We start from the raw sequence: 13,141 nt of genomic DNA, 5'->3' as shown, positions 1-13,141 counted from the left end.
AAGCGGATGCAGTACCGCCCCGACCTGATCGACGGCTACCTCACCGGAACCGGACTGAGCTCCGACCTCACGTAACCCCAACCATTAAAGACCTCTAGCAGGTCACACGAGCCGGCGCTGAGGTCTCCGACACCTTGAAGTACTTCTCCGAGCACACCCCTGCGACGTTCGTGTACGCGGGCATCAATCTCTAAACCAGTGAGCTTCTGACCGGCACGCGGGGCGCCCAGATCGGGCCGCTTCACCCTCGTCCCTACCCGCCCGTTCCCCTACGGAGAAGAATGGAAGGGCTTGGTCGCGACCATGGAGAATACTTTTGCCCCTGCACGATCACCCGCCGGGCAGCCTGGTCAAGCTCGACCCTACCTCCACGGCCGGGCCGACGGGATGATCGGAGCGTTGTCCCACGCCATCCGAGGAGCCGCGATCGACGCGATCCTGAGGCACCGAACGCGTGACCAGGGTAGGGATCGACGCAATCCCTCTGGACCACACCGCGGAGGCCCTGGAGAAACCGCTGAGGAAAGCGACCGTCCGGTTACCGAAGGGTCAGCCCGCCTGGCCCGACTGCCCGTCCAGGTCCTACCACGACTCGGAGAGGAAACCGACTCCTTCATCCGACGCCTTGCCCGCGCCAACCACCTCAAAGCCCAGCTACCTGCACGGATACCTCTGCGGCCCACCGTTCTGGTTCGGCAAACCCCTTTTGGACAGACTCGCCGAGGCCGCAGGCCGACTTCCTCAGGTGCCGGAGCCGGCGCTCGCGGACGCCAGCTCGCCACGAGGACGTTCCAAACCCAACCCCCGGCACCCCGGCGAGGGCCTGTTCCCAGGCCGCGGCGAACTGTTCTTCCGCATCGCCGATGACGCCCGTAACGGCACCATGATCAGCCGTGCGCTCGCCGAGCACTACGAAGTTTCCCAGCGGGCGGTCCACGTCTCGCGCTGGACACCGCGCGGCCCGCTGACCGCGAGGTCATGACCCCCGCCATCCGTCTGATCGACGACATGCTCGTCCGCGGAGTCCACGGACGAGCGATCTGAGCGGAGCTGATGGGCGAGCACGATTACTCCGTGTCCTATTCGTCTCTGGTCCACTACGTCCACTGCGGCCGTCAAATGAGGCGCGGCCAGCCGTTATGAGGGGCCGGTAGAAGCGAGCCCACCACGTCTCGCGGGATCGATCATCGGCTCCGGGATATCTCCGGTACTGGCCGACAACTTTTCCCCCGGCAACCCCACCGCCATCCAGTAAGCACGCCACGTTGCGTGCCCGCCCGGCGGAGACTCAGGCACGTAGCCCAAGACCTCGGTCCAGAATGTCACCATTATCTGCGAATCAGAGCAGTCGATCGTCAGCTGCACTGTCATCTCATCCTCGAAGCATCCCAGGCACGACTGGCAGACGATCAACATTCGCAATGGGCCTAAGCCGACCTTGTACGGCTGAGTCTCGTGGCACCGGCGAGAGCTGCCGGCGCCACGGGAACCTGAAGTGCCCTCAGACGGAACCGCCGGCGTGGGCGGCTCCGTTCTCCACGTCATCCGGGTGGACTATGTCATCGGGGATGTCCGCGCAGTGCATGAGAGCTCGCGTCGGGACCTTGTAAGTGCCTCCCATCCGTGTGGGAGGGCAAGGAAAAGAGCCTGCCCGCACCCTTCGGTAGGCTGCGGATTCCGCTATACCGAGTATCTCGGCAGCGATCGGAAGCCCTACGAACCGCGGATAGATACTGGAGATGTAGTAGTAATGGTTAGGGCCGGTTATGCCGATGCGTGCCAGCATCGACGGAGTTGTGGCGCGGACTCCCGGCCCTGGATGCCGCCCGGCGCGGATCTCCGCATGGAAGTGCATGACGGCATCTAGGCAGTTGTAGTAGTAGAACAGGGCTCCGTAGCGTTCCCCTCGGACCTGCTCGGCCACAGCCGCATCCCGCTGATCCACTCCATGGATGATCGAGGATGCCTTGAGGGTGGAAAGGTGAAGAGACTCCGCAAAAGGGAGGAAGTCCTCCACTTCATCGACGGAATACTCACGGTTGTACGCCTTCGCGCGCTTGTAAGCAGTGGAGATGGCCGAACCGACCATATGGTGAGGTACATGTCGAGGCGAAATGCTTCGATCTGACTCTCTCCACGCGGCAAGCGCAGCCTCGGTCATGTCGGAACGAACGTCCTCGATGTCGATGTGCATCTTCCGGGTGATCTCCCAGCTCTTTCCTCGGAGTGAAGGTATGAGACAGTACAGGAGGATCATGAGCCATCTGTCGTCACCATTCATCTCGTATTGGCGACCGAGGGCGACCATGGATTCCCAAAGATGTGACCGGGTCGAGTTTCGTGCGCTCACAGTGGCGTTCGCGCGGAACTGCCGGTAGTTAGGATGTCGAGCGATCTCGCAGAGTTGCACGTCCCCCGTATGAACGCAGATTGGTTCCGTACCGCACCTCGTGCGTACATAGAACTCGAACTGATCGAAAGCATCAGACATGATCTGTGCTCCAGTGTGTCGATTCGAGGGTCGAGCAAAGTCTGCAGGGTCAGGTCGAACGCGCAGTTGCGGAGTCCGTGATTGGCTGCAAATGTTCTTCTGGGCAGCACTTAGGGTGATTACATGTTCGATGCCGACAAAGTCTTATCATTGTGGCCGAACTGCACCCGGCAGCGCGTTTACGCCACTGAGTGGATGCGCATGGCGGAGTCGCGGTCCAGAGAACTAGGTCGCTTCTGCTGACTCTTGGACGGTGTCGCCGAGCCAGGTGAGGATCGCGGTGACAGGGAGGGTGCCGTTGACGATGTAGTCGCGTGCGTCGTATCGGCCGGTCACCGACCGGAACTGTTTCCACTTGCTGACGCATCGCTCGACCGCGCTGCGCCGCCGGTGCTGAACCTCGTCAAAGGCAGGCGGTCAGCCACCCGTACGGCCACGGTTCCGACGGTGGGCCCGCTGGTCATCCGGCTCGGCGATGGTCACATTGATGCCCGGACGGCGCAGGTAGTCGCCGGTTATCCCGGCTGGAGTGTGCGCCTCGCGCTCACCAGCCTTACCCAACAAGTCGCGTCCGCTCTGGCTCACCTGCGTGAGGTAGCGAAAGACCGTTCTGACACGCCTGTCCAACGAGCTCGCGCTCGGTGGGTGGTGAGACACCGAGCACCGCGATCAGTAGCAACAAGAGATGCGAAACCACCGCATGCATCTTCGGCATCAAGATGTGCCGCACACGACCGTGCCGCGATCGAGGGACTGGCGAGTCCAGGCTCAGAATTCTCCGGGGATGATGATGTTTCACCGGATCGCGGATGTCCTGACGCCTTGCGGTGGGACGCCGAGGTCTCGTGAGGCCCTGTCAGCTTACTGACAGAGCCTCACGAACTTTAAGGCTACGAGCTCCAACAATCATCAGAAACACTGAGAACGAGCACCCTCATCGCGTCTCAGTGGAACCGATCAGCCCAGCTCATCACAGTTCGACCGACCATCGAACGAACCAGAAGAGGCAGCTTCGCCTCACTCAACCTAGTCCACGCAGGTCAGGGCGATCAGGCCGACTAACTGCGACAGATCACCAGCCGCCGACCACCCCGATCGAGGCGCACACCCATACAGCTGACGCAGCCGCGACAGGCTTGATGGAGTGACAACATGACCGCATTCGCACACCGCGCCCTGCGAGCCCTTGAGCAGTTCAACGCCGCTCACCCTTGGGACCACAACGCCCACTACCACCCGTGGATTCTTCGGCAGCTCCCCCCGGCGTTTCGGCAGCGCTCTGGATGTCGGCTGCGGCAGTGGCGACCTGGCCAGGCTTCTGGCTGCGCGCGCCGGCGCGGTGCACGGCATCGACTCCGATCCGGAGATCACCGCCCGGGCGCGGGAGCTGACCCCCGCGTCGGTCCCCGTCACCTTCACGACCGCGGACGCGCTGACCGGAATCCCCGCGGGCTCCTACGACGTCATCACGTGTGTCGCCGTGCTTCACCATCTGCCGCTCGCCGACGCCCTCGCCGCCTTCCGGCGGCATCTGGCGCCCGGCGGAACTCTCGTGATCCTCGGGCTGTCCCGCCCGGCAACGCCGGTTGACTACCTGCTCGGAAGCGCGGCCGCCCCACTCAACGCCGCTACGGGCTGGCTCAAGAACAGGGGACGCACAGCGCCTCGTCCGGTCTCGATGACGGCCATGACCCGCCCGGCGGACATGAGCTTCCCCGACATCGCCCGTCAGACCCACTCGGTCCTGCCCGGTGCACGACTGCGCCGTCGGCTGTTCTGGCGGTACACGCTCGTATGGCGGCGCCGTTGAGCGGTCCGCCGGACCGGCCCTCGCCGCCGACCACCCCGCTTCGCGAAGGGCCAGGTTCCGGCCAAAAGTTAGGTTAGGCTAACCTTTGCCGCGTGAAGGCCGGTGAAGAACTCCCCCAGTCCGCGCACCCCCGCGGCCACACCCTCTCCGCCACGGATGTCACCGTGGCGTACGACGGTGTCGACGTGGTCCATGAGGCATCCCTCCAGCTCTCGCCCGGGCAGGTGACCGTACTGGTCGGCCCGAACGGCAGCGGGAAGTCGACGCTGCTGCGTACCGTGGCGCGACTGCAGCGGGCCCGGAGCGCCGCGCTGACCCTCGGCGAGGAGACGGACGGCTTCGCGCTCACGCCCCGCGAGTTCTCGCGGCGGGTCGCGCTGCTGCCGCAGGGGCGGCCCACGCCCAGCGGCCTGACGGTGCGCGATGTCGTGGAGTTCGGGCGGTATCCGTACCGGGGACGCTGGGGCCGGGCCGACCCGGGCGGCCATGAGGCGGTGGAGCGGGCACTGTGGATGACCGGGGTCGCCGACCTGGCCGAGCGGGGTGCCGAGCACCTCTCCGGCGGCCAGCTGCAACGGGTGTGGCTCGCGGGCTGCCTGGCGCAGGACACCGGCGTACTGCTGCTGGACGAGCCGACGACCTACCTCGACCTGCGCTACCAGGTTGAACTCCTGGACCTGATACGGGACTTGGCGGACGACCACGGCATCGCCGTCGGGGTGGTGCTGCACGACCTGGACCAGGCGGCGGCCGTCGCCGACCGGATCGTACTGCTCCGGTCGGGCCGGGTGATCGCGGACGGGGAGCCGGAGGACGTCCTCACCCCGGAGCGGCTGTCGGACACGTACGGCATCCGGATCGAGGTCTCCACCGACCCGTCGACAGGACGGCTGCGCACCCGCGCGATCGGCCGGCATCACACCCGGCGGACGCCGGACCGGGACACACCGCGGGCCCGCCACACCCCCCGGAACGACAAGCACGACGCGCGCGACGCGCACAGCGAAAGGCTCGGTGCCACCTCATGAGACGACTCCTGCTCACCGTCGCGGCGGCCACCGCCGCCGCCCTGACCCTGGGCGCGTGCGGTACCACCCAGCCCGCCGCCGACGAGGCGAAGAAGTCCTCCGGGCACATCACCCTCACCGACGCGTCCGGTACGAAGGTGGAGCTGGACGGGCCCGCCAAGAAGGTCGTCGGCACCGAGTGGAACGTCGTCGAGCACCTGGCCGCGCTGGGCGTCGCGCCGGCCGGTGTCGCCGACGTCAAGGGGTACAAGTCCTGGGACAGGGCCGTACCGCTGAAGAACGAGCCGAAGGACATCGGCACCCGCGGCGAGCCGAGCATGGACACCGTCGCCGCGCTCGCGCCCGATCTGATCGTCGCCACCAGCGACCTGCCCCGGGCCGCCGTCACGCAGCTGCGGAAGATCGCCCCGGTGCTGGTGCTGAAGGCCGCCGACGCGGCCGATCCGATCGGCCAGATGACCGAGGACCTGGACCTGATCGCCAAGGCCACGGGCACCACGGAGCGGGCCGGCACGCTCAAGAAGGGCTTCGAGGCGAAGCTCGCGGAGGGCCGGCGGAAGCTGGAGCAGGCCGGGCGCAAGGGCACGAAGTTCGCCTTCGCGGACGGCTATGTGCAGGGCAGTCAGGTGACGATCCGTCCGTACACCGCCGGTTCGCTGCTCGGCGCGGTGAACGAGAAGCTCGGGCTGGAGAACCCCTGGTCGGTGAAGGGCGACCCGGCCTACGGGCTCGGCAAGACCGACGTCGAGGGGCTGACCAAGCTCGGTGACGTGGAGTTCGCGTACATCGGCAGCGACGACGACCGGAGCGCCACGCCGTTCACCGGTGTGCTCGCCGACAACGCGGTGTGGAAGTCGCTGCCGTTCGTGAAGGCGGGCAGGGTGCACCGGCTGCCCGACGGTGTGTGGATGTTCGGCGGCACCGGGTCGATGGAGTCGTACGTCGATTCCGTAGTCGCCGCGCTGACGAAGTGACGACGAGGCCCGCACCGAAGATCATGGCCGTCACCACCACCGCTCTCCCTGCCCCCACCGCCACGGCGGCGTCCCGGAGACGCGGCGCGGTCGCGGTGACGGCCGGGCTCGTCCTGCTGATCGCCGCCCTCGCGCTCGTCGACATCGCGCAGGGCACCTCCGGCGTCGGCGCCGCGGCGGTGTGGAAGGCGCTCACCGGGCAGGCCGACGCGGCGGACGCCTCCGTCGTCGTCGCCTCCCGGCTGCCGCGCATGACCGCCGGAATCCTGGTCGGCGCGGCGCTCGGCATGGCGGGCGCCGCGCTCCAGGCCGTCAGCCGCAACGTCATCGCCGCGCCCGACACCCTCGCGGTCAACGCCGGTTCGTACCTCGCGCTCGGCCTGGCCGCCGCGACCGGCGTCTCGCTGCCGCTGCTCGCCTCCTCCGGCGTCGCCTTCGTCGGCGGGCTGGCGGCCGCGGCCGTCGTCCTCGGGCTGTCCGGGCTGGGCGGCGGGACCGTACGGCTGGTCCTGGCGGGCAGCGCGCTGACCCTCGGCCTCACCTCCGTCACCGAGGGACTGCTGCTGCTGTTCCCCGAGCGGACGGAAGGGCTGTACGCCTGGAACCAGGGCAGCATCGCGCAGAACGGTTTCGGCGGAGTGCTGTGGCTGCTGCCGCTCGCCGTCGCCGGGCTGGCGGGGCTGCTGCTGATCGCCCGCCGGGTCGACACCCTGGCCCTCGGCGACGACGCCGCGCGGGGGCTGGGCGTACCCGTACGGGCCACCCGGGTGATCACCGTCGTGCTGGCGGCGCTGCTGTCCGCCACGGCCGTCACCCTCGCCGGACCGATCGGCTTCGTCGGGCTGAGCGCCCCGGCTCTCGTACGTCTGCTGGCGCGCCGCTACGGCGGCTTCTCCCGGACGCGCGCGAGCGTGACGCGCTCCGCGCTGACCGGCGCGGCGCTGGTGCTCGGCTCGGATGTCGCGCTGCGGGCGGTGGTACCGGCCGACGTGGCGGTGGCCGTGCCGACCGGCGTGGTGACGAGCCTGGTCGGTGCCGTGTTCCTGGTGGTGCTGGCGACCCGGGGCCGGGACACCGGCGCCGCCGCTCCGCCCGACCGGCTGCGCATCCGCAGCCGGACCGTCTTCCTGACGGTGACCGGGGCGCTGGTGGCGGTACTGATCGCCGTAATCATCGCCTCCGTACTGCTCGGCGATTCCAAGCTGCTGCTCGGCGATGTCGTCAACTGGGCGCAGGGCAGGGCCGGAAGGGCCGTCTCCTTCGTCCTGGACACCCGGGTGCCACGGGTGCTCGCCGCCCTCCTCGCGGGAGCGGCCCTCGCCCTCGCGGGCACCCTGGTCCAGGCCGTGACCCGCAACCCGCTCGCCGAACCGGGCGTCATGGGCGTCTCCGGGGGCGCGGCGCTGGGCGCGGTGATCCTCGTGACGAGCGTGCCCGGGGCCGGGCCGACGGGTCTGGCCGCCGCCGCGTTCGCGGGCGCCGCCCTCGCCGCCGCGCTCGTCTTCGGGCTGTCCGCGCGCGGCGGCTTCCGGCAGAACCGCCTGGTGCTGGTCGGTATGGGCGTCGCCACCGCGAGTGCCGCCCTGATCAGCCTGTTCATCGTCCTGACCGACCCGTTCAACGCCACCAAGGCGCTGACCTGGCTGTCCGGTTCGACGTACGGACGGACGCCGCCCGACCTGCTGCCACTGGCCGTCGTCCTCGCGGCAGGACTCGCCGTGGCGGTCGCACGGCGCACCGAACTCGACCTGATCTCCCTGGACGAGGACACCCCGAGGCTCCTGGGCCTAGGCGTGCCCCGGGCGCGCCTCGGCCTCCTGACGCTGGGCGTCCTGCTGAGCGCGGCGGCCGTCGCCGCGTCCGGAACCATCGCCTTCGTCGGCCTGGTCGCCCCGCACGCCGCCCGCGCCCTGGTGGGCCGCAGGCACGTACGGGTGGTGCCGGTGGCGGTGCTGCTGGGCGCGGCGCTGGTGGGTACGGCGGACGTGGTGGGCCGGACGGTCATCGCACCGGCGCAGCTGGGAGCCGGGCTGCTCACGGCGGTCATCGGGACGCCGTACTTCCTGTGGCTGCTGGTGCGGACGCGGGGCGGGGGCGGGTAGGGCGGCCGCGCCGGCCACGCTGTCCGCGCGCGAGGCCGCCGAGATTCCTCAAACCTCCCTACTGAATACCCTAACCTTCCCTATCACTCCCTCCATAGGGAAGGTTAGGGTATTCTCATGACCGACCGCCTCTACTCCGTGGAACAAGTCGCCGAGCGCCTGGGCCTGCACGTACGCACCGTCCGCAACTACGTGCGCGACGGGCGCCTCGCCGCCGTCCGCATCGGCAAGCAGTACCGGATCGCGCACGAGGACCTGGAAGCCTTCACCGGCCGCCCGGCCCCCGCCGCGCCCGGCGACCCGGCCGGCGGGCCGCGGCACAGCGAGGTGTCGAGCATCGTGGAGATCGAAGCGGTCGACGCCCGTAGCGCCGACCGGGTGGCCACCCTGCTGACCGCCTCGGTCGCCCACCGCGGCCACGGCGAGCGGCCCCTGCGGATCGAGACGGCGTACGACCCGGAGCGGGCCCGGATGAAGGTCATCATTCTCGGCGGCCTGGCCGACACGGCCCGGCTGTTCGACTACATCGAGGGGGTGCTCGACTCATGAGCACGATCTACAAGTCCGCAGCCGGCGAACAACAGCTCCGGCAGCGCTACCAGGAAGCACTGGCCGCCTGGCCCGTCCCCGCCGAGCACCTGCGGATACCGACCCGCGAAGGCGAGACCTTCGTCGTCGCCTCCGGCCCGAAGGAGGCTCCGCCGCTGGTCCTGCTGCACGGCTCGGGCGCCAACACGAGCATGTGGCAGGGCGACATCGCCACCTGGTCGCAGCACTTCCGTACGTACGCGGTCGACCTCATCGGCGAACCGGGCCTGAGCGCCCCGTCCCGCCCGCCCCTGGCCTCCGACGCGTACGCGCAGTGGCTCGACGACGTACTGGACGGCCTGGACATCGGAACCACCGCGGTCGTCGCCACCTCCCTCGGCGGCTGGATGGCCCTCGACCACGCCACCCGCCGCCCCGGCCGGGTGACGCGCCTGGCCCTGCTGTGCCCCGGCGGCGTCGGGAAACAACGGATGGGCCTGCTCTTCAAGGCCCTGCTCCTGCGCCCGTTCGGACGCCGGGGCATGCTCCGTTCCGCACGGAGCGCCACCGGCCTGAACACACCGCAGGCGGCCCCCGTCCTCGACCAAGTGGTGCTGACCTTCCAGCAGTTCAAGCCGCGCACGGAGCAACTCCCGGTGTTCCCCGACGACGAGCTGCGCGGCCTGGACATCCCGCTCCTCCTGATCGCCGGAACCGACGACGCACTCTTCGACTCGGCGGGCACGGCCCGGCGCATACAGGACAACGTCCCGGACGCGACCGTACGACTGCTGCCCGGCGTCGGACACGCGATCTTCGGGCAGACGGACGAGGTGCTGGCGTTCTTGCAGAAGTGAGAGCGGGGTTTCAGGGGAGCAGCAGGGTCCCGGCGCGCTTTACGGTGCGGATGACCGGGGCTGTCTCGATGGCGCGGATCGCGTCGAGGGCGGCGATGCGTTCCGTCACCACGGTTGTTATCTGGGAGGGCTGTACGGACAGCCATAGGCGGGCTTCGGCACGGAAGCCGAGCGCGGCCGGCGGAATGTCGACCAGGAACGCGAGCACCCCTGATCGGCGCAGTGGCTCAGGCGGCGGGCGGAGGGTGGGCTCCTCACCCCATCGCCAACCCACTCCGCACCAACGCCACGACCTCCTCGTCGTTGAGGCCGAGGGTGCGGGCTTCGCTCACCAGTTGGCCCACGTGTTCGGTGAGGCGGGCGCGGGCCGGGGAGGCGTGGCCGGTGACGACGGCGCCGCGGCCGCGGCGGAGGTCGATGAGGCCTTCGTCCTTCAGGCGCTGGTAGCCGCGCAGCACGGTGTGGACGTTGACGCCCAGGGACTCGGCGACCGTACGGGCCGCGGGCAGGCGCTCGCCGGGTTGTACGGAGCCGTCGGCGAGGGCGCCGCGTACCGAGGCGGCGATCTGGTCGCCGAGCGGGACCGGGGAGGCGTGGTCGACACGGAAGAGCACGTCAGTCCTCCTGGTCGGGGTTTGTGGCGCGCTTCTCGCGCTCCCGGGTGAGCAGGGCGTTGAGGAGCGCGGCGGCGGTGGCCGCGTCGTCGACGGTCACCACGAAGACCCGGCCGTTGGTCAGCCGCAGCGCCAGCGCCTCGCCGCGGCGCAGCACGATGCCGCTGCGCCCACCCCCCAGGCGGTAGCCCCAGCCGCCGAAGTCGCCGAGCGGGCTGATCTGCTGGACGCCGGCCTCCTCCATGCGCGCGAGCGGGATGCGCAGGCGGGGGCGCGGTACGAGGGGCGAGGCGACGGTCAGGCCCCGGCGGTCGGCGGTGACCTGTATGCCGGCGAACACCAGGCAGGACAGGGCCGCGACGGCGAAGCCCACGGCGCCGACCCAGTTCATCGCGAGGCCGATGAGCACACCGAGGGCGAGGAGCCCGGGGCCGAGCACGACCAGGGTGGGCGAGCCGACGGTCCGCGACCAGCCGGCGGTCTCGCCGTCCGCGAGGCCGAGCGTCGGTGTCGCGCGTGCCGGCCCGGCCACCTCGTCCGCCCGTACCCGGTCGCGGCCCGCGCACAGCCGGCCCACCACCGCGGCGAGGGCCGCCACACCGAGGGCCAGGCCCAGGTACGACGGCGGGAATCGGACCGCGGCAGCGTCGTCCGCGTCCACGTTCTGCAGCAGCAGCGATACGCCCAAACAGCCGAACAGCCCCGCCATGGCGTAGCCGGTGGCGATGGCCCCGCGCAGGGCGCCCGCGGCCGCATCGCGCAGCACCAGTACGCCGATGGACGCGCCGAGGACGACTGGCAGGCCCAGCATGACCGTGAGGAAGTCGGAGGCGGTGGCGAAGTCGTCGCTCGTGCCGTCGGGAGTGAAATGCATGGCCAGCGGCTCGGGAATCCGGTCCCGTACGGACCAGAAGACTGCGGTGACGGCCGCGACGGCGGCCAGGAACGGCAGTACGGCGACCAGCGCCCGCCAGGGGCGGAGCGCGGGCGGTCCGGCGGCGGGGCGGGCTTGCGTGGCGTTCAAGAAGTTCATCGGCACTCCCCCTTTGTTCGCATAGTTGTAGAACAAGCTGGCCAGCCAGTCAACACCCATCCCCCACCACCCGATTACTCGCTGATCTCATATCTGAGATACCGTCTACCTCATGGCAGACGACTACCTCGTACGCATCGGCAGGCTCATCCGCGACGCGCGGCAGCACCGGGGCTGGACACAGACGCAGCTCGCGGAGGCTCTCGGCACCAGCCAGAGCGCGGTCAACCGCATCGAACGCGGCAACCAGAACATCAGCCTTGAGATGATCGCCCGGATCGGCGAGGCGCTGGACAGTGAAATCGTCTCGCTCGGGTACGCGGGTCCCATGCATCTGCGCGTCGTCGGCGGCCGCCGCCTCTCCGGCAGCATCGACGTCAAGACGAGCAAGAACGCGTGCGTGGCCCTGCTGTGCGCCACGCTCCTCAACGCGGGCCGCACCACGCTGCGCCGGGTGGCCCGCATCGAGGAGGTCTACCGGATCCTGGAGGTGCTGGGCAGCATCGGCGTCCGCACCCGCTGGATCAACGACGGCAACGACCTGGAGATCGTGCCGCCGGCCGAGCTGGACCTGGACGCCATGGACACGGAGGCGGCCCGCCGCACCCGCAGCGTGATCATGTTCCTCGGTCCGCTGCTGCACCGCATGGACCACTTCAAGATCCCGTACGCGGGCGGCTGCGACCTCGGTACGCGTACGGTCACACCGCACATGACGGCGCTGCGCCACTTCGGCCTGGAGGTCACCGCGACGGAGGGCACCTACCACGCCGTCGTGGACCGCTCCGTCGCCCCCAAGCGCGCGATCGTGCTGACCGAGCGCGGCGACACCGTCACCGAGAACGCGCTGCTGGCCGCGGCCCGCCACGACGGCGTCACCGTCATCCGCAACGCCTCCTCCAACTACATGGTCCAGGACCTGTGCTTCTTCCTGGAGGAGCTGGGCGTACGGGTCGAGGGCGTCGGCACCACCACGCTGACCGTGCACGGCGTCGCCCACATCGACCGCGACGTGGACTACGCCCCGTCCGAGGACCCCGTCGAGGCGATGAGCCTGCTGGCGGCCGCCGTGGTCACCGAGTCCGAACTGACCATCCGCCGCGTCCCGGTGGAGTTCCTGGAGATCGAACTCGCCGTCCTGGAGGAGATGGGCCTCAACCACGAGCGCAGCACGGAGTACGCCGCCGACAACGGCCGCACCCGCCTCATCGACCTGACGGTGCGCCCCTCCAAGCTCCAGGCCCCCCTGGACAAGATCCACCCGATGCCGTTCCCCGGCCTGAACATCGACAACGTCCCCTTCTTCGCGGCCATCGCGGCCAGCGCCCAGGGCCAGACCCTCATCCACGACTGGGTCTACGACAACCGCGCCATCTACCTCACCGACCTCAACCGCCTCGGCGCCCAGGTCAAACTCCTCGACCCGCACCGCGTCCTCATCGACGGCCCCACCCGCTGGCGCGCCGCAGAAATGATGTGCCCCCCGGCCCTGCGCCCCGCGGTCGTCATCCTGCTGGCGATGATGGCGGCGGAGGGGACGTCGGTGCTGCGCAATGTGTATGTGATCAATCGGGGGTATGAGGATCTGGCGGAGCGGTTGAATTCCGTGGGGGCGCAGATTGAGATTTTCCGGGATATCTGACCGGAGAGTGCGGAGGCGGTGGTGATGCCTCCCGGGCCTTTGGGCGACTGGTTCCGGAGGCC

At 69.3% G+C, this 13,141-nt stretch carries 11 protein-coding genes and 3 pseudogenes; 9 read left to right on the top strand and 5 right to left on the bottom strand.

The genetic code is table 11. The annotated features are described in order from the left end of the window. Positions 1-104: 104 nt before the first annotated feature. A pseudogene (locus ADK86_RS45635) lies at positions 105-526 on the top strand (ATP/GTP-binding protein); the annotation flags it as partial. A 219-nt stretch (positions 527-745) separates the two neighbouring features. Further along, positions 746-982 carry a hypothetical protein gene (locus ADK86_RS43120; RefSeq protein ID WP_159393846.1) on the top strand — a complete coding sequence of 79 codons (237 nt, stop codon included), beginning with the start codon at positions 746-748 and terminating at the stop codon, positions 980-982. A 182-nt stretch (positions 983-1,164) separates the two neighbouring features. Here ADK86_RS43120 and ADK86_RS44435 read toward each other — a convergent pair. Both ADK86_RS44435 and ADK86_RS40765 read right to left on the bottom strand, forming a co-directional pair. Continuing rightward, positions 1,165-1,416: pseudogene (locus tag ADK86_RS44435) on the bottom strand (hypothetical protein); the annotation flags it as partial. Between the two features lie 85 nt (positions 1,417-1,501). Next, entirely contained in the window at positions 1,502-2,257 is a 756-nt protein-coding gene (locus ADK86_RS40765; RefSeq protein ID WP_159393845.1) for a helix-turn-helix transcriptional regulator, read from the bottom strand. Between the two features lie 1,386 nt (positions 2,258-3,643). Between ADK86_RS40765 and ADK86_RS12880 the strand changes: the two are divergent. The 6 genes and pseudogenes from ADK86_RS12880 to ADK86_RS12855 all read left to right on the top strand — a co-directional run bounded on the left by ADK86_RS12880 (position 3,644) and on the right by ADK86_RS12855 (position 9,790). Beyond that, positions 3,644-4,301, top strand: a pseudogene (locus ADK86_RS12880) (class I SAM-dependent methyltransferase). Between the two features lie 92 nt (positions 4,302-4,393). Further along, on the top strand, positions 4,394-5,329 hold the full coding sequence (locus ADK86_RS12875; RefSeq protein WP_053696715.1) for an ABC transporter ATP-binding protein: 936 nt from the start codon (positions 4,394-4,396) through the stop codon (positions 5,327-5,329). Then, complete coding sequence (locus tag ADK86_RS12870; RefSeq protein WP_053696714.1) at positions 5,326-6,303, top strand: iron-siderophore ABC transporter substrate-binding protein; 978 nt, start codon at positions 5,326-5,328, stop codon at positions 6,301-6,303. Before ADK86_RS12875 ends, ADK86_RS12870 begins: the two co-directional genes overlap by 4 nt. Next, positions 6,300-8,405: an iron ABC transporter permease gene (locus tag ADK86_RS12865; RefSeq protein ID WP_324611387.1), complete on the top strand. Its 2,106-nt coding sequence runs from the start codon at positions 6,300-6,302 to the stop codon at positions 8,403-8,405. Before ADK86_RS12870 ends, ADK86_RS12865 begins: the two co-directional genes overlap by 4 nt. A gap of 117 nt (positions 8,406-8,522) precedes the next feature. Next, positions 8,523-8,954 (top strand): helix-turn-helix domain-containing protein, encoded by a 432-nt coding sequence (locus ADK86_RS12860; protein ID WP_053696712.1) that lies wholly within the window; start codon positions 8,523-8,525, stop codon positions 8,952-8,954. Then, complete coding sequence (locus ADK86_RS12855; RefSeq protein ID WP_053696711.1) at positions 8,951-9,790, top strand: alpha/beta fold hydrolase; 840 nt, start codon at positions 8,951-8,953, stop codon at positions 9,788-9,790. Before ADK86_RS12860 ends, ADK86_RS12855 begins: the two co-directional genes overlap by 4 nt. Positions 9,791-9,800: 10 nt before the next feature. Here ADK86_RS12855 and ADK86_RS12850 read toward each other — a convergent pair whose 3' ends face one another. From ADK86_RS12850 to ADK86_RS12840, 3 genes are read right to left on the bottom strand one after another with little or no spacing between them, the layout of a single operon-like run. Then, positions 9,801-9,998: a hypothetical protein gene (locus ADK86_RS12850; protein ID WP_053696710.1), complete on the bottom strand. Its 198-nt coding sequence runs from the start codon at positions 9,996-9,998 to the stop codon at positions 9,801-9,803. 46 nt (positions 9,999-10,044) lie between these two features. Then, the gene (locus ADK86_RS12845; protein ID WP_030602321.1) at positions 10,045-10,404 is read right to left on the bottom strand and encodes a GntR family transcriptional regulator; all 360 of its coding nucleotides are present in this window, start codon (positions 10,402-10,404) and stop codon (positions 10,045-10,047) included. 1 nt (position 10,405) lies between these two features. After that, a complete protein-coding gene (locus ADK86_RS12840) occupies positions 10,406-11,437 on the bottom strand; it encodes a hypothetical protein (protein ID WP_053696709.1) in 1,032 nt (343 codons plus the stop codon). A gap of 112 nt (positions 11,438-11,549) precedes the next feature. Between ADK86_RS12840 and ADK86_RS12835 the strand changes: the two genes are divergently transcribed. Further along, positions 11,550-13,079, top strand: a complete 1,530-nt coding sequence (locus ADK86_RS12835) for a helix-turn-helix domain-containing protein (protein ID WP_030602329.1) — start codon at positions 11,550-11,552, stop codon at positions 13,077-13,079. Positions 13,080-13,141: the final 62 nt, after the last annotated feature.

This window comes from Streptomyces sp. NRRL F-5755, from assembly GCF_001279365.1.
In the GTDB taxonomy this organism is placed as follows: Bacteria; Actinomycetota; Actinomycetes; order Streptomycetales; family Streptomycetaceae; genus Streptomyces; species Streptomyces rimosus.
This window is presented reverse-complemented; position numbering and strand designations above follow the sequence as displayed.